This window comes from Bacillus sp. NH11B (assembly GCF_001884205.1).
In the GTDB taxonomy this organism is placed as follows: Bacteria; Bacillota; Bacilli; order Bacillales; family Bacillaceae_G; genus Bacillus_A; species Bacillus_A proteolyticus.
Map to the genome: position 1 here is coordinate 1 of NZ_MAOG01000109.1, position 17657 is coordinate 17657.

A 17657-nucleotide genomic window follows, 5' to 3' on the forward strand; every position below is an offset into this window, starting at 1 on the left:
AATTTAATTGCGAATCCAACTAATATGATAAATAATATCGAAAAAGTATCTCAAGTCGTGCAATCTGTCGGTCCTGTTGTCGAACAGTACGGTCCCATTATGCGTAGTCTACCAAGCATTGTTAAAATCCTCACCTCCGGAAAAAGTACGGAAGAAAATCAAACTGAAGATGCAACAGAACAGGTTGAGGTAGCAACTCCACCTCCTCCGCCTCCAAAAAGGAAACGAAAACGAAAAAAAATAGTGCTGGAACCGGCAATAGAAAAAGAGGTTCCGAAAGAGCCCGTTCAACAATCAGCAACAAAACCAAAACTATATGTGTAACAATCCTTTGTTTTCTATCCCCTCCTCCTTTATAATGTAAAAGACTATGCACAAAAGTATCCCTTGTTTAGAAGGAGAGGATTACTCATATGAAAATTGTTAAAATTTCCCCTCGTGGTTATTGCTACGGTGTTGTCGACGCAATGGTAATTGCACGTAACGCTGCATTAGATAAATCATTACCGAGACCTATTTATATTTTAGGTATGATTGTTCACAATAAACATGTTACAGACGCTTTTGAAGAAGATGGCATCATTACATTAGACGGACCAAGTCGCTTAGATATTTTAGATCAAATTGATTCTGGTACTGTTATCTTTACTGCTCACGGTGTTTCTCCTGAAGTTAAACAGCGTGCAAAAGAAAAAGGTTTAACGACAATCGATGCCACTTGTCCAGATGTTACAAAAACGCATGACCTTATTGAAGCAAAGAAAGCTGAAGGTTACCATGTCATTTATATCGGTAAAAAAAATCATCCTGAACCAGAAGGTGCGGTTGGTATTGCACCTGACATCGTTCATCTTATCGAAAGAGCCGCTGATTTAGAAACATTAGAAATCCCAACGGATAAAATTTTAGTTACGAATCAAACAACGATGAGCCAATGGGATGTTCAACATTTAATGGAAGACATCCAAAAGAAATTCCCAACGGCAGAATTCCATAAAGAAATTTGTTTAGCAACTCAAGTTCGCCAAGAAGCTGTAGCTAAACAAGCGGATGTTGCAGATTTAACAATCGTTGTTGGTGATCCAAAAAGTAACAATTCGAATCGCTTAGCGCAAGTATCACAAGAAATTGCTGGTACGAAAGCTTATCGTGTTGCGGATGTAAGTGAAATTCAATTAGAGTGGCTACAAGGTGTAGAAAACGTAGCTGTTACAGCAGGCGCTTCTACTCCAACACCAATTACAAAAGAAGTTATCGCTTTCTTAGATCAATATGACCCAATGAACCCAGCTACATGGGAGAGAATTCGAAAAGTACCACTTCAAAAGATATTACCTCGTGTAAAGGTAAAAAAAGAACAATAATAAAAACCGTTGCCTATATGAGCAACGGTTTTTATTTTTCTTATACAAATGTAAATGGGTCTGTATGTAACTGAGAAGCATGAATGTGTACATTGAGTTTTTTCGCATCTACTTGTTCTTGCAATTGCTTTTGCACACCTTGCTTCATTACTTTTTCAACGTTATGTCCTGGATCAACTATATTTAAACCGAGCATCATCGCGTCATGAGCAACATGATAATACATGTCACCTGTTACATATACATCTGCCCCTTTAAATTTCGCTTGATTTATATATTTATTGCCATCTCCACCAAGTACAGCGACTTTACGCACCTTGTCATCTAACTTGCCGACAACTCTTGCACCCTTTACATGTAAAGATTGTTTCACATGTTCTGCAAATTGACCAAGTGTCATTTCTTCTTCTAAATATCCTATTTTACCAAGACCTAAAGTTTCACCTTTATTATCAAGCGGATATACATCATACGCCACTTCTTCGTATGGATGGGATACCAACATCGCTTTAATAATTTTTCTTTGTAATGAAGCTGGAATAATCGTTTCGATACGTACCTCTTCCACACGTTCTAACTGTCCAGTTTCCCCGATATAAGGCTTTGTTCCCTCTTGAGGTACAAACGTGCCTGTCCCCTCACTATTGAACGTACAGTGGCTATAATTGCCGATATGACCAGCACCTGCATCTCCTAGCGCTTTACGTACTTCTTCTGCGTGAGTTACTGGCACAAACACAACAATTTTTTTCATTTCTTCTGCGTATGTCGGAGCTAATACTTCTGTATTTTGTAACCCTAACGCATCGGCAAGTAAATCATTTACCCCGCCCTTAGCAATATCTACATTTGTATGTGCTGCATAAATCGCAATATCATTTTTAATACACGTTTCAATAATTCTTCCGTACGCCTTATCTGTATGAATCGCTTTTAATGGACTAAAGATTAAAGGATGGTGCGCTATAATGACATTCGCCCCTAATTGGATCGCCTCGTCCACAACTCCCTCCGTTACATCTAACGCGATTAGTACGTGCTGCACAGGTTTATTAAGTGCCCCAATCTGCAGGCCGATTTTATCACCTTCCATCGCTAAATGCTTCGGATACATACTTTCAAATAAAGAAATAACCTCATGGCCATTTGGAATTTTACTCATGATAAAATCTCCCCTATCATTTTCATTTTCGCTTCTACTTCTATACGTTTCGCTTTTGTCTCTTCAGAATCTGCTGCACGTTCTAATTGTTTTAAGATATTTTGGAAGTTTTTCAATTCTCCTTCCCACTTTTCAACAAAAGCCTCACCTTTTTCTTTTATTAAAAATGGACCCATAAATAATTCAGTTTGTTTATTATCTGAGTAAGGTGCTGCAATATTTCCTCGTTCCCCAACTAAAATTTCGTAAATTTTCCCGTCTTCTTTTACGATTTTTTCACGGATAAGCTCCCAGCCATTTTCAATAAACCATTCACGAATGTGATGTGCTGCAATGTTCGGCTGTAAAATTAAACGTGTTACACCTTCTAATTTTTCTTTACCACTTTCTAAAATGTCACGAATTAGTGCTCCACCCATACCAGCAACTGTAATTACATCTACTTCCCCTGGTGTAATTACTTCTAATCCATTCCCTTTACGAACGTCTACTTTATCTTGTAAGCCACTTTCAGCTACAGTTGCTTGCGCAGAACGAAACGGCCCATCCACAACTTCTCCTGCAACTGCTTTTGTAGCAATATTATTTATAATTGTATAACACGGTAAATACGCATGATCCGATCCAATATCAGCTACTGTAGATCCTACTGGAATCTCGCGCACAACTTCTTCTAATCGTTTTGAAAGCTTTACTTCATTCATGTATTTCCATTACTCCTTCTCTTGTCAGTCTGTCTCCATGATAATGAATTTATAGTAGTTGTTGCAAGCCCATAACAACAATTCCATTCTCTATTACTCATCGTATTTTAGAAAGTATAGAAAAACAAGCCTTTTGCACAAAAGCAAAAGGCTTGTTTTATGGAACTTTATTTTTTCTTCGATAGCCAATCAGCTACTTTAGCCGCTTGGTCAGCTGGAACTATATTCGGTGGCATATTCCCTTTTCCTTTTGAAAGAATTTCTTTAATTTCATCTTTCGAAAGTTTCCCACCAATTTTTTGTAAATTAGGTCCCACTGCCCCTTGTAACTGATCACCGTGACAGCTCGTACAGCTTTGCTTTACAATATCCTCTGGCTTTGATGCTGTTTGCGCTGGTTTCCCACCATTTTTTGCATCAGCTAACTCTTTAGATTTATTTAGCCCCTGAAATGAAAATACAAACATAACGATAATACCTAATGCTGCAATAAGAGCGAACGGAATCAACGGATTACGTTTCATATCTCTTCTCCCCCCTCTATACCCCTAAATAGTTAGATGATTCAGTCATTTTTATTGTACTTGAAAACGTTCTATCAGAAAAGAGCAAACTACCATTTGTTAAAAATATTCCATAAATTCAGTTTATTGATTTTCACTATTATATCGCATATTATTTCGATAATTACTAACGTTTCTCATCATATTTTTTACTTTTCTACATATTATTTTGTATATAATAAACAAAATAAATCGAAAAATCGAAAAATGAGCATTTGCAAATCAAAAGACAATTCTGTAAAATAAATTACAAGAAATTGTAATCGTTGCCGATAGCTAAATTTTAACAAAAATTAACAAAATAAAAAAGTTTACTTCACAAAAGTGAAGTAAACTTAAAGGTAGCCTATTCTAAGAAATCCTTAAGACGCTTACTACGGCTTGGATGTCTTAATTTGCGAAGTGCTTTCGCTTCAATTTGACGAATACGTTCTCTCGTTACGCCGAATACTTTCCCAACTTCTTCAAGCGTACGAGTTCGTCCATCATCTAAACCAAAACGAAGACGCAGAACATTTTCTTCACGATCTGTTAGTGTATCTAACACATCTTCTAATTGTTCTTTTAGCAACTCATACGCTGCATGGTCCGCAGGCGATGTTGCTTCTTGGTCTTCAATAAAGTCACCTAAATGGGAGTCATCTTCTTCACCAATTGGTGTTTCAAGAGAAACTGGCTCCTGTGCAATTTTTAAAATTTCGCGTACTTTTTCTGGAGCAAGATCCATTTCTTCACCAATCTCTTCAGGAGATGGTTCACGTCCTAAATCTTGTAGTAATTGACGTTGTACACGGATTAACTTATTAATTGTTTCAACCATATGAACTGGAATACGAATTGTTCGCGCTTGGTCTGCAATCGCACGTGTAATAGCTTGGCGAATCCACCAAGTTGCATACGTACTAAATTTAAAACCTTTACGGTAGTCGAACTTTTCAACTGCCTTAATTAGACCCATATTTCCTTCTTGGATTAAGTCTAAGAAAAGCATACCACGGCCCACGTAGCGCTTTGCAATACTTACTACAAGACGTAAGTTTGCTTCCGCAAGACGGCGTTTTGCTTCTTCATCGCCTTCTTCAATACGTGTCGCAAGTCGAATTTCTTCTTCAGCAGATAGTAAGTCTACACGACCAATTTCTTTTAAGTACATACGAACAGGGTCATTGATTTTCACACCTGGCGGCACACTTAAATCATTAAGGTCAAATTCTTCTTCCGTTTTTGTAATTTGGCGATTATTAGGACCTTCTTCGTTGTCATTGTCACCAACTAAGTCAATCCCTTGTTCACCTAAATATTCATAGTATTCATCCATTTGATCGGATTCAATTTCAAATCCATTCATGCGTTCTGCAATCTCTTCATATGTAAGAACGCCACGTTTTTTTCCGAGCTCAGTGAGTTGTTCTTTCACTTGCTCAAGGGTCATTTCAGTTTCAATTTGTTTAGAACGAGCTGGTTTGTCAGCCATCTGTTCCCCTCCTTACGCGAGATACAAACATTCATTATACTAAAATTTTATCAAAAAAGCTATTTTCTTGCTTTTTGATTTTGTAAATATGCCACATAATATTTAGCAGCCTCTACAGGATCTGTTTTTTCCATTTGTTTTACTTTAAAGATGATTTCCATCTTTTCAAGTTTTTCTTGATGACGTTTGAGCGTCTCCAAATGACCTTGCAACACTTCTTCTGTGTATTCTGGATTAATAAATTCATCCGTCGAAATATCAGTGATAATATTTTTCAACTTTTCATCAGAGAGCCAACTTAAAAATGTTCCGACTGAAGGTTCATTTCCCTTTTCATAATATGCGTATAGTTCATATAAAATCCCTTTATGTTCTTCTGTATGAAAATCTTCTATATGGGGTTCCATACGAACGGCCACTTCTGCACTTTGCAACATATGGTAAATAATTTCTCTTTCTGCCCTTTCAAAACCTGTTAACTTCGGTTTCGTTTGAACAATTTGAGATGGCTTAGAAACCTGCTTTATTTGTTTTTGCTGTACCTTTTGTTCTTTGCGATATTGGTGCAATTGATTCAAAAGTGTTTCCATTGAATACGAAAATTCTTGCGATAATGACTTTAAATATGATTCAGCCTGCATCGCATCCTGTAGCAATGATAACTCTTTTAAAACACTTTTTACATATTCTTCTTTGCCAGACTCATCTTGCAAATTTTTCCCTAAACGCAAATAATTTATTTTGAAACCAACAAAACTTATACTTGATTTCACAAGATTTTCAAAAGCCATTGTCCCATATTGTTGCACATATTCATCAGGATCAAGCTTATCTGGCAAGGGTGTGACTTTCACTTGGCAACCAACTTGCAATAACAACTGCCCTGCTTTCATCGTCGCTTCTCGCCCTGCTTTATCACCATCATAGCAAAGAACAACAGTTTCAACGTTACGTCGCAGAAGTTTCGCTTGTTCTTCAGTTAAAGCTGTTCCCATTGTCGCAACCGCTTCTTCCACACCACTTTTTACCGCGGCTAGTACATCGGCATATCCTTCAAAAAGGACAACCTGCCCACGTTTTCTAATAAACGGCCTTGCTTGGTGGAAGTTATACAACAACTTACTTTTATGAAAAATTGGTGTTTCAGGGCTATTTAAATATTTCGGAGTATCATCTCCTAGCGCCCTTCCACTAAACGCTATCACCTTACCTTGTAAAGTATAAATTGGAAACATAACCCTTCCACGGAAGCGGTCATAATGACTACCATCCTTCTCGCTTCTTATAAGAAGGCCGGCTTGTTCCATACTAGATAGCGAAAAACCTCTTTTTTGCAAAATTTTTGTCGCTGCATCCCAAGCTGGTGATGCATAACCAATTTCAAACTTCTCAATCATTTCCTTTGTAATACCACGTTTTAATAAATAAGAAAGTGCTTCATTTCCTTCTTCTGTATTTACTAATAAATGGTGATAATACTTCTTCAAAAGTTCATGAGCCTGTTGCATGATGACAGTGTCATCAGATATGTTTTCTTGTTGTCCTTGCCCTGATGTATATTCTGCAACTGCAATTCCATTGCTTTCACCTAGCTTTTGAACAGCCTCGGTGAAAGCAAGTCCTTCCATTTTCATAAGAAAAGAAAATACATTTCCACCTTCTCCACATCCGAAGCAATGAAAAATTTGCTTATCAGATGAAACAGAGAATGAAGGGGAATTCTCACCATGAAATGGACAAAGGCCGAAATAGTTACGCCCCTGCTTTCTAAGTTGAACATACTCACCTATCACTTCTACAATATCGGATGACGTCCGAATCTGTTCAACAACTTCTTCGGGAATTCTGTTCCCCATAACTCCATCTCCGTGTCGTATTTTGTATTCGATATTAATTACAAGATTCCTTTATAATTCGACAATATTTTTTCTAAATTTATTAGAAAGTGCTGTCGATCACGTTGTGTAAACTATTTTGGTCCTTTTGTATAAGCACCTTGCCTGCGTAACTTCACAAATACATACCTACTATATAAAATTGTATCCATTTGCTCATCTTTTACAAATGTACTTCGTGGAGACAATACATATACTCCTTTTTTCAAAAGAAGACTAGCAAGCCACATATCGTATGTGATCACGAAATCTGTAGCTTTTGTATGTTGATAAATATAAAAACTGACTTCATCTTGCTTAAAATCTACATAGACCCAATTATCTTGCTGTTTTCTTAAACGATGAGCCTACGATACGACAAACAAAATTTCGACATAAATTCTTGTTCTAACGCGCACAATTTTATCCTTCACGGGACATGCATCTGCATCAACTAATATCTCACTGATGTTTTGCATATTTCTGTATTCTACATCCCTTCTGCGAATCCTTCCATAATGTGCGTTTTCTTGTTTAGATTTTGTCGATTTAACGTAAATACATGTCTTTTTCGCAAATCCTATCCCTAGTTTATTCTGAAAAATTAAAGTCTAAACGTAAAATATAGGTTTTTATCACAATTTTTTATTATAATATATTTTCTTCAACTACGCTACATATCCCTTTAATTTTCATTTTACATTTAAAGATAACGAAATCGTTCCTTCAACATAATAAAAAAACAGAAGAATATAAGTATAACCATTACACTGTATTCTATTACTAAATCGACAGTTATTGTCCTACTTCTCATGAGCGAAAAAAGCACATTCACCTGTGGTAAATGTGCTAAAACATTTTTTGGTTTTGCACTGCATTCACAATAATATTAGCTGTTTCTTCAATCGCCTTATTTGATACATCGATCACTTGACAATTTATTTTACTCACTACATTCTCAAAATGAACGATTTCTTCTTTAATACGATTAATATTCGCATATGTTGCTCCGTCACTTAATCCAAGTGATTTTAATCGTTCTTTTCGAATATGATTTAACTTATCCGGTGTAATTTTCAAACCGAAACATTTCTCTTTTGCCACTTTATATAATTCCTCAGGCGGATCTACTTCTGGTACAAGCGGTACATTGGCAACCTTCAAGCGTTTGTTATGCGCTAAATATTGTGAAAGTGGTGTTTTTGATGTACGTGAAATTCCAATCAATACGATATCGGCTTTCAAAATACCACGTGCATCTCTACCATCATCATACTTAACCGCAAATTCAATCGCTTCAATCTTTTTAAAGTACTCTTCATCTAATCTTCGAACGACACCTGGCTCATACCTTGGTACTTGCCCTGTAATTTCTTCAATTTGATCGATAAGAGGTCCGATAATATCGTATGCCTCTACTCCTTCTTTTGCCGCCTCTGTCAATAAATATTGACGCATATCAGGCTTTACTAACGTAAAACAAATAAGCGCCTGATTGCTCTTGGCAATCGAGATCACTTCTTTTAATGTCCCTGTATCTTCTACATAAGGTACACGTCTAATATCAGGAGCGAACGGGAACTGTCCCATTGCCGCTCTAACAACCAAATCAGCCGTTTCTCCTACAGAGTCAGATACGACATATACGATTTTATTATCCATTACATTACCTCACTTTAAACAAATTACACTTATTCGTTATTTACTAAATTTACAAACGCACGTGTAATATTTGTTTTTGTAATTCGCCCAATCACTTCTAGACCTTGTTTCGTGTCCTTTACAACTGGCATTGCATCAATCTGTCTTTCTATTAATTCCATCGCAATATCATATAAAGAATCCTCCCTGCGACACATCGCAATGTTTGGCATCCTTGTCATGATAATATTAACCGGAAGAGAGGTTAAATCCTGCTTTCCTAAGCTAGCTCGTAATAAATCTTTACGAGATACAACGCCCACCAATAAAGTAGCTTGATCTACAACAAACAATGTACCAACATCCTCTAGAAACATAGTACAGATTGCATCGTATACTGATACATTTTTATCAATTACAGCAGGTCTAGATTGATAATCTTGCACTTTAATTTTTTTAACAGCTTCAGATAATAGCTGTCCCCCAGTTTTACCCGTATAAAAATAACCTACGCGTGGACGCGCTTCTAAATAACCAGCCATCGTTAAAATTGCTAAGTCTGGTCTTAGCGTTGCACGTGTTAAACCCAATTGCGCAGCAATTGACTCCCCTGTAATAGGACCGTGATCTTTTACAATCTGAATGATATGTTCTTGCCGTTTATTCAGCTCTATGATAATCACCACCTTTAATGCACAACGAAAAAAGTTATACTATCTCTTAAATATTATATACTAAATATGCTATTCGAAAAAGAAAGTATGTAAAAAGGACCGTATACGGCCCCAAATTATATTTGAAACTTATCAAGTTGTTCTAGGAAACGTCTTGATTTCAAATAAATTCCGCAATATTCATCATAATATGTATTCAATACTAAACGCATTTGTTTTTTTGTGCCATCCTTCACTGATACATTGCCGAGCCTATGTAAATCGAAATGGAAGAAAAGACGTAACAATTTATGTACAGCTTCTCCCACCGGTATACGATACGGATCTTGCTCCGCATGACGTGAGCACAGAAAACCGCCTTCCCTGACAGAGAAGGCGACAAAATCTGTTTCTTGATGACAAATCGCACATGTATCAAAATACGGGCGCATCCCTAATACCGGAAGCATTTTCGTTTGATAAATTAATGATAACACTTCTGGATCAACACCCTCACACATATAATGCAACGTTTGATATAACATTTCAAATAAGTACGGATTATGTTTTTTATCTTCTGTTGCTTTATCAGTTAACTCAACAACAAATGATGCATAAGCAGTTAAAAATATATCCTCGCGAATTTCTTTCATAGTTGAAATAATCTCGCCTTGTTGCAAAGTTCCAAGCCCAGATCCCACTTGGATAAGAAAATGCCCATGTGTCATAAGTTGCGAAACAGATGCTAACCGACTTTTCGGTTTTTTCGCCCCTCTTGCCATTGCACTTATCTTACCAAATTCTCTTGAGAATATTGTAACAATCTTATTCGTTTCTCCGTAATCTGTCGTACGGATAACGATGCCCTCAACTTTTTGAAACATGTTCGTCACCATCCAAGGTTTGAACAAAACGGGTCAAGAAATTGGAGAGTCTAGATGCGCTAGCTCCTCTTCATGTTGATCCATCTCATCGTTTACGTCTTTTTCCATTTCTTTTAAAAGCAAATACGTTTCAATGCTTCCTGTTTTGGAGAAAAACTTCCAGGTAAAATCTAGCATAAGAATCCACCTTTCTCAATAAGCGTAGCCTATAAACCAATTTCCTTTGTTATTAAATTGACCCATTTTGTCCATTTTCATGTGAGAAAAATTTTTCCTAATTTATTAAAGCTTATAAAAACCAATAATCAGCGGATGAGCAAACATCCACTGATTACAGCCTTACTTTATTTTAGTACTCGTCTTCGCGGAAACCAAGATCACGAAGCTGAGACATCTTATTGCGCCAATCTTTTTGTACTTTTACCCATACCTCTAAAAATACTTTAGAACCAAGAAGTGCTTCAATATCAAAACGAGCTCGTTTCCCGACTTCTTTTAACATCTTCCCTTGCTTACCTATAATAATTCCTTTTTGTGATGCACGTTCAACAACAATCGTTGCGTTTATATAAACTGCACCGCCCTCACGCTTCTGAATTGCATCAATAACAACCGCTACAGAGTGTGGCACTTCTTCACGCGTTAAATGTAATACTTTTTCACGAATAAGCTCTGAAATAATAAATCGCTCTGGATGATCCGTTACTTGATTATCCGGGTAATATTGCGGTCCTTCTGGTAAATACTTTTTAATTGCTCCGATTAACGCTTCAACGTTATTACCGTCCAATGCAGAAATTGGCACAATCTCCGCGAACTCATATAATTTACGATATTGATCAATCAACTCCAGCAATTGCTCTGGATGAACTTGGTCAATTTTATTAATTACCAAAAATACCGGTTGTTTCGTTTCTTGTAATTTTTCAATAATGAATTCCTCACCACGACCAAATCCTTCAGTTGCATTGACCATAAATAGAACAATATCAACTTCTTTCAATGTCGTTTGAGCCATCTTCACCATGAAATCACCTAGCTTATGTTTAGGCTTATGTATTCCTGGTGTATCAATGAAAATTACTTGTGAATCATTTTCTGTATATACGCCTTGAATTTTATTACGAGTCGTTTGTGGCTTATCACTCATAATAGCAATTTTTTGGCCGATAATACGATTTAAAAATGTAGATTTCCCAACATTCGGTCTGCCAATAATAGAGACAAAACCTGATTTATAACCTTTTCTATTCATGTAAATCCTCCGCTAAAAATGCTCCTGGTAACAATTCTCCGACTGTCGTCTCTTGAACGTCACCATGTATATTTGATAGGTATACTTTCGTATCCTGTTTACATAATTCTACCATAACTTGTCGACATGCTCCACAAGGAGGTACTGGACGTTTTGTATCTGCTACAACCGCAATAGCTACAAACTCTTTATCTCCTTCAGAAACTGCCTTAAATAAAGCAGTTCTTTCTGCACAGTTACATAAGCCATATGATGCATTCTCAACATTACAGCCACGATATACTTTCCCATCGTGCGTTAATAATGCTGCACCTACTTGAAATTTTGAATATGGTACGTACGCTTGTTTACGCGCTTCGATTGCTTCTTGAATTAATTGTTTACTATTCATATCCCGCATCCTTCCTGTTCACAGCTGTGAATAGATACATTCTTCTATTAAAGGCCCTCACGGCGCTCCCAAAGCTTAATAAAAGCTTTGGAATGCAACTATACCATATACGGTAAGAAGATAATAGCACCAATTGCAACAGCTATAATCGTAAATAATAAAACCGATCCCGCTGCAACATCCTTTGCGTTTTTCGCAAACGGATGAATATCGGTGGTTGCTAAATCTACTGTTTTTTCAATAGCCGTATTCACCATCTCCAAACTCATTACAATTCCAATCACAATAAGTAATACAATCCATTCTATTTTTGTAATATGGAAATAAAAGCCGCAGCATATGACAATGACTGCGGCTAAATAATGAATTTTCATATTTCGTTCATGACGAAGACAAAAGCATATACCAGCTATAGCATATCCAAAACTATTTATAAGTTTTCCTTTTTTCATCGCCCTAATCCAAAGGCCTCTAAAATTTCTTTTTGTCTTCCAAACATTTCTTTTTCATCTTCTTCTGTCATGTGATCATAACCAAGCAAATGTAAAAAGCCATGTAACGCTAAAAACCCAAGTTCACGATCAAAAGAGTGTCCATATTCCTCAGCTTGCTCTTTCGCTCTTGGAATAGAAATAATAAGATCCCCTAACATACGTGGCATCTCCGCACCGATAATTTCCATTTCTCCTTCTCCCATTTCTTCCATAGCAAAAGAAATAACATCCGTAGGCTGATCCTTATCTCGGTAATCACGGTTTATTTCACGAATACGTTCATTATCTACAAATGTAACCGATAATTCTGCGCCTTCTTCTATGTTCTCCATTTGGGCCGCTTTCTCTACTAAACCTCTAATCAAACTTATATATTCGTCTTTAACTTCTTCTGTTTCATCAATAAAATCAATTAATAAACTCATTCTTTCTCCTTTTCTTCCGGCAGTTCCGGATATGTAATACGGGAATGGAAAATACCATTTAACGTTTCACATAACGTTTTTCCAACGATTTGTAGTTCCTTAAATGTCAAATCACATTCGCTAAATTGACCATCTTGCAAACGATCTCTAATAATACTTTGCACTAAATTATTAATCTGATCTGGTGTTGGATGGTTCATCGAACGTACCGCCGCTTCTACACTATCAGCAATACCAACGATTGCCGACTCTTTAGAAGTTGCTTTTGATCCTGGATAGCGGAACATTCCCTCCGTATATTTCTCTTTATCTTCTTTAATCGCCTTATAGTAAAAATATTTAAGTAACGTTGTACCATGATGCTGTCCAGCAATATCGATAATTTCTTGAGGTATATGGTGTTCTTCTAACATTCTTACCCCATCGGTTACATGAGCAATTATAATATCTTTGCTCGTTACAGGGTCTAATCTATCGTGCGGGTTTTCAATACCCATTTGGTTTTCAATAAAAAACTGTGGCTGTACCGTTTTCCCTACATCATGATAATACGCCCCTACACGCGCTAATACTCCATTTGCTCCAACTGCTTCACAAGCAGCTTCTGAGAGATTAGCTACCATTACACTATGGTGATATGTACCAGGTGCTTCCAATAAAATTTTGCGCAAAAGTGGGTGATTCGGACTTGAAAGTTCCATCAATTTCATACTCGATACAATCCCAAGGCCACTTTCTAAATACGGTAAAATCCCCATAGCTAGAACAGAAGAGATAATACCCGAAACAGCAGCCATTAATAATTGCACCCCAATTTCAAGAGGTGAAAAATTCCCGTTACGTAATAATAGCAAAGCCGCTAATACGACTACATTTAATACAGAAACAAGTATACCAGCTTGTAAAATCATCGTACGACGATTTTTTTCTCTCAAGAAAATACTAACTGATAATGAACTTAATAAAACATAAATCCCCACACTATAATTCAGTGTACTCGTTACACCTTCATTAAACATAATACTTCCGCATACAGAAAAGATCATACTCGTTAAAAATACAAATCGATCACCAATCATTAATTTTACAAGTATTGTTCCCATGGCAACTGGAACAACATACGCGATTCCTGCATATTCAAGCTTTTGGAATAAACTAATGATTTTCATTAAAACAATCGTGATAGACAGAATTGTGATGTATGCTAAAACATACGGCCTATCTTCTCTTTTTCGCTGTAAAAACACTTCAAACTGCTTATGCATAAAGTATAGCAACACACAAATGAGCACCGCCAAACCAACATAAGGTTGGAAGCTATTACCTTTCTCTAGCAACCCAACTAATTTCAACTGATTATACATATCACTTGAAATCGTTTCTCCTTCTCTCACAAGAACTTGCCCTTGAAGGATATAAACAGGCGGCACTAAATCTTCCTCTGCTTTTCTCTTCTCTTTTGTTAAAGTCGGATCATAAAAATAATTTGCTGAAATTGCATATTTCCCTAGTGCCTTAATAGCTTCTCTTAAACCACTATCGACATTAACATTATTCATCTCACTTACATACCGCTCTTTAGCGTCCTTCAATTCGTCCATTTTAATATGCATAGCCATTATACTATTAACGGCTGTGACTGCTGCATCTTTTGCTAATACCAATTGGCTTGAATCCGCGTTAATCAAGTTTAGTAAGTTTGAATCCGATAAATCTTTTGTTAAATCGACAGGTAGTTTCTTTTTCAACTTGTCCACTTTATCAGCATCGGTAATCTTTTTTTGCTCATCTGGTCCAACAGCTTTAATCTCTTGCACCACTTCATCTACCTTAGCAAAAACATCATTAACAATATCCACTTTATTTTGTTTAAGCTCACTTCTATATGTATACTGATCTTCAACTTTGGTAGCGGCTTCTTTTTTCTTTTTTTCCGTTGTAACTTTATCTTCAATTTTAATAGGAGAGTGGATTGTTTTTTTAGCAATAGAGTATGTTTCAACATCTAATTGCTCTGGCTTTACATTATTCATAAGTGCAAAAAACAGTACTGCTCCTAATAATACGTAAGAAACCCAACTTAGTTTTTTCGAATGTTGTATATTACGAAACCACTTAAAAATTTCTTGAGATCTTGACATGATTTCAATACCTTCTCCTCTCCAGAAATAAAGTGAAACTATTTATAGCTTTCATTTCTTCTAGGCAACGATACTTTTGGACAACATTTTTATCCACTATCACCTATAGTTCATTTCCCTCGTCTTTAATGATAGTAAACAATATGCCATTCGCCAACTTTATCATACAAAAAGAAATGATCCTGACAAATAGGATCATTCCATTTTATCATATGCCTCAATAATACGTTGCACTAATGGGTGTCTCACAACGTCTGTTTGTTCCAGTGTTATGAACGAAAGACCTGATACACCAGATAAAATATTAGCAGCAATAGAAAGACCTGATTTTACCCCTTTCGGCAAATCTACCTGTGAGGGATCCCCCGTAATAACCATTTTAGAGCTAAAACCTAATCGTGTTAAAAACATTTTTATTTGAGCACCAGTTGTATTCTGTGCTTCATCTAATATAACAAATGAATCATCAAGAGTACGTCCTCTCATATAAGCAAGAGGTGCAATTTCAATTACACCACGTTCCATCATACGCTGTGTATATTCTTGCCCAAGAATATCGTGCAACGCATCATACAATGGGCGTAAATACGGATCTACTTTTTCTTTCAAATCACCTGGTAAAAAGCCTAAACTCTCTCCAGCCTCTACAGCAGGTCTTGTTAAAATAATTTTCTTTACATACCCTTGCTTTAAAGCTCTCACAGCCATTACTACAGCTAAGTATGTCTTCCCTGTCCCAGCAGGTCCTATCCCAAATACAACATCATTCTTTTTCATTGCATGAATATATCTTCTTTGTCCCATCGTTTTCACACGAATGGATTTACCTTTTGCTGTTTTAAAAATTTCCTCTTCATATAACTCTTCGAATTGAGCAATTTTCCCTTGTTTCCCAAGCTGAATTGCATACGTAACATCTCTTTCCGAAATTGATACACCTTTACGGATAACAACAAGTAGCTGTTGTAAGATTTTTTCTACGAGCACTACAGCTTCATCTGCCCCAGATACACGAACAGACTCTCCTCTAGTTATAATCGATACACTAAGTTCTCGTTCAATTACTTTTAAATGAGCATCATTTACCCCAAATAGAGCGATTGCCTCGTTAGGACTTTCCAATTGTTGGTTCATTTCTACTAATTGTTCTGCCATCACTCAGTCTCCTTGAATATCGGATTCAGATATTGGTTGCGGCTCTGCAATATTTTCAATCACTGTGTAATGTAACGTGACCTTTAAGTGATCCGCCTCAATCTCTTTACTCAAAATCTTATCACTTACAATCATAGCATGTTCATCCAATTTTTTCTTTAGTTCTTTTTCAGCCATCTCTTTTGCTACTTTCATCGCTTGTTTTTCAGTATATTCTCGGTTTGCTTCTTCTTCTTCTCGTACAATATCTTTTTTGTATGCAATCGGTAATGTGAAGCCAAATAATTTCACATCATGTTTTACACTTTCAGTACGAGAGTGCTTATACTTATCATGTTGAAATCCCCATATTTTTATTTTAACACTACCAAATTTCAGAAAATATTCATTATAAGAATTACCAGTATACACTTGAAATTGTGTCTTTAACGGAACATCAACCTCAGATTTGTACCAAGTTTCCCCGTATACAATACCTTTAGCCGAAACAACTGTCGGATTCTCCTCATTACCATACATCCCTGATACGAGAAGCTGTCCCTTTTCTACATGGTCATTTTTCATAACGACCGGTTTTCCTACCTCCACAAACGTTTTCGTAATAGTTGCTTCTTTTTTCGCAACTAAATTTTGCGGCCTTTGTTCCTTTTCTTTTTTCGGCTCGTTTTTTTCAACAATTTTAAAATGATATGTTGTTCCTCTTATTTCCAATCCTGCCCAAGTAATTGCATTAATATTGTCCGTTAAATGCCGCTGAACATCTTCTACACTAGGCATTTGAAACTGTAATTTCCCCTTTTTAATACCCATTTTGTCCAATTCTTTCATCAATATATATTCCGTTTCAGGTTTCGCTCCTGTAATTTCAATTTTCCAAACCATATTTGATAATGCAATCATTCCGAAAAAAAATATTAAAAACCCAATTAAAAATCCACTATTCCTAATTAAACGCTTATTCCAAAATGGAAAACCGTAACGTCCAATAAAATATAATTTACATTCATTCTTTCTATAAATTGGTTTTATCTTTTTCACATCTCGTAATAACATGCAAAAAACTAACGTTTCATCCGCTATTTTCTTTACATCCCAAACTAATAATTTCCTACGTACACATTCGTTAACGAAGCGTTCTGCTCCTCTACCTTCAATTCGCACTTTTACATACCCAAGCCATTTTATAAACCATTTATTTTTCATCGACTACCTTCACTACCTTTCTAAAAGTAGATACAACACTTTTCACTTTAAGCATCAAATAGCTCGTACTAATCGAAACTTTAATCGGTGAGGTTTTTCTCCTCACTAATCGGGCATATGCATAAGATGAAAGTTTAATAGGTGGAGGTTTTGTCCATACCCACTGATTATTAACGCACACCCATCGAGCTTTTACGGGCAGTGAATGAGGGATAAAGTGAATATTAAGGTCAGTTCACTAAAATAAAGAAGAAAAACTTCACAAACGGAAGTT

At 36.3% G+C, this 17657-nt stretch carries 18 protein-coding genes and 1 pseudogene; 2 read left to right on the forward strand and 17 right to left on the reverse strand.

From position 1 onward, the window contains the following. A partial coding sequence (gene vrrA, locus BAU27_RS19325; protein WP_071771675.1) for a VrrA/YqfQ family protein occupies positions 1 to 324 on the forward strand: 324 nt, incomplete at its 5' end. An 89-nt stretch (positions 325 to 413) separates the two neighbouring features. Then, positions 414 to 1364 (forward strand): 4-hydroxy-3-methylbut-2-enyl diphosphate reductase, encoded by a 951-nt coding sequence (locus BAU27_RS19330; protein WP_071747357.1) that lies wholly within the window; start codon positions 414 to 416, stop codon positions 1362 to 1364. Positions 1365 to 1404: 40 nt separating this feature from the next. Here the strand turns inward: BAU27_RS19330 and BAU27_RS19335 are convergent, their stop codons facing one another. The 17 genes and pseudogenes from BAU27_RS19335 to yqfD all read right to left on the reverse strand — a co-directional run bounded on the left by BAU27_RS19335 (position 1405) and on the right by yqfD (position 17383). Next, positions 1405 to 2526: a Nif3-like dinuclear metal center hexameric protein gene (locus tag BAU27_RS19335; protein WP_071771676.1), complete on the reverse strand. Its 1122-nt coding sequence runs from the start codon at positions 2524 to 2526 to the stop codon at positions 1405 to 1407. Continuing rightward, complete coding sequence (locus BAU27_RS19340) at positions 2523 to 3230, reverse strand: tRNA (adenine(22)-N(1))-methyltransferase (RefSeq protein WP_071771677.1); 708 nt, start codon at positions 3228 to 3230, stop codon at positions 2523 to 2525. Before BAU27_RS19340 ends, BAU27_RS19335 begins: the two co-directional genes overlap by 4 nt. 167 nt (positions 3231 to 3397) lie before the next feature. Then, positions 3398 to 3754: a cytochrome c550 gene (gene cccA, locus BAU27_RS19345; protein WP_000828145.1), complete on the reverse strand. Its 357-nt coding sequence runs from the start codon at positions 3752 to 3754 to the stop codon at positions 3398 to 3400. Positions 3755 to 4139: 385 nt separating this feature from the next. Further along, positions 4140 to 5267, reverse strand: a complete 1128-nt coding sequence (rpoD, locus tag BAU27_RS19350; RefSeq protein WP_000764066.1) for an RNA polymerase sigma factor RpoD — start codon at positions 5265 to 5267, stop codon at positions 4140 to 4142. A gap of 59 nt (positions 5268 to 5326) precedes the next feature. After that, entirely contained in the window at positions 5327 to 7123 is a 1797-nt protein-coding gene (gene dnaG / locus BAU27_RS19355; protein ID WP_071771678.1) for a DNA primase, read from the reverse strand. Positions 7124 to 7236: 113 nt separating this feature from the next. Then, positions 7237 to 7443 (reverse strand): annotated as a pseudogene (locus tag BAU27_RS32950) (DUF188 domain-containing protein); the annotation flags it as partial. A 547-nt stretch (positions 7444 to 7990) separates the two neighbouring features. Continuing rightward, a complete protein-coding gene (locus tag BAU27_RS19365; RefSeq protein WP_071747361.1) occupies positions 7991 to 8803 on the reverse strand; it encodes a pyruvate, water dikinase regulatory protein in 813 nt (270 codons plus the stop codon). Positions 8804 to 8832: 29 nt separating this feature from the next. Beyond that, the gene (gene ccpN, locus BAU27_RS19370) at positions 8833 to 9465 is read right to left on the reverse strand and encodes a transcriptional regulator CcpN (RefSeq protein WP_083596090.1); all 633 of its coding nucleotides are present in this window, start codon (positions 9463 to 9465) and stop codon (positions 8833 to 8835) included. A 107-nt stretch (positions 9466 to 9572) separates the two neighbouring features. Then, complete coding sequence (recO, locus tag BAU27_RS19375; RefSeq protein ID WP_071771679.1) at positions 9573 to 10319, reverse strand: DNA repair protein RecO; 747 nt, start codon at positions 10317 to 10319, stop codon at positions 9573 to 9575. Positions 10320 to 10352: 33 nt separating this feature from the next. After that, the gene (locus BAU27_RS19380; protein WP_000883924.1) at positions 10353 to 10496 is read right to left on the reverse strand and encodes a YqzL family protein; all 144 of its coding nucleotides are present in this window, start codon (positions 10494 to 10496) and stop codon (positions 10353 to 10355) included. Between the two features lie 172 nt (positions 10497 to 10668). Beyond that, positions 10669 to 11574 (reverse strand): GTPase Era, encoded by a 906-nt coding sequence (gene era / locus BAU27_RS19385; protein WP_071747364.1) that lies wholly within the window; start codon positions 11572 to 11574, stop codon positions 10669 to 10671. Beyond that, positions 11567 to 11965 (reverse strand): cytidine deaminase, encoded by a 399-nt coding sequence (locus BAU27_RS19390; RefSeq protein WP_071747365.1) that lies wholly within the window; start codon positions 11963 to 11965, stop codon positions 11567 to 11569. The genes era and BAU27_RS19390 overlap by 8 nt, the downstream gene beginning before the upstream one ends. 98 nt (positions 11966 to 12063) lie before the next feature. Then, entirely contained in the window at positions 12064 to 12417 is a 354-nt protein-coding gene (locus BAU27_RS19395) for a diacylglycerol kinase family protein (RefSeq protein ID WP_071747366.1), read from the reverse strand. After that, positions 12414 to 12884 carry an rRNA maturation RNase YbeY gene (ybeY, locus tag BAU27_RS19400; RefSeq protein WP_000054678.1) on the reverse strand — a complete coding sequence of 157 codons (471 nt, stop codon included), beginning with the start codon at positions 12882 to 12884 and terminating at the stop codon, positions 12414 to 12416. The genes BAU27_RS19395 and ybeY overlap by 4 nt, the downstream gene beginning before the upstream one ends. Further along, a complete protein-coding gene (locus tag BAU27_RS19405; RefSeq protein WP_071747367.1) occupies positions 12881 to 15025 on the reverse strand; it encodes an HD family phosphohydrolase in 2145 nt (714 codons plus the stop codon). The genes ybeY and BAU27_RS19405 overlap by 4 nt, the downstream gene beginning before the upstream one ends. Before the next feature lie 195 nt (positions 15026 to 15220). Next, on the reverse strand, positions 15221 to 16180 hold the full coding sequence (locus tag BAU27_RS19410) for a PhoH family protein (RefSeq protein ID WP_071771680.1): 960 nt from the start codon (positions 16178 to 16180) through the stop codon (positions 15221 to 15223). A 3-nt stretch (positions 16181 to 16183) separates the two neighbouring features. Next, positions 16184 to 17383 (reverse strand): sporulation protein YqfD, encoded by a 1200-nt coding sequence (yqfD, locus tag BAU27_RS19415; protein ID WP_071747369.1) that lies wholly within the window; start codon positions 17381 to 17383, stop codon positions 16184 to 16186. Between the last annotated feature and the right edge of the window lie 274 nt (positions 17384 to 17657).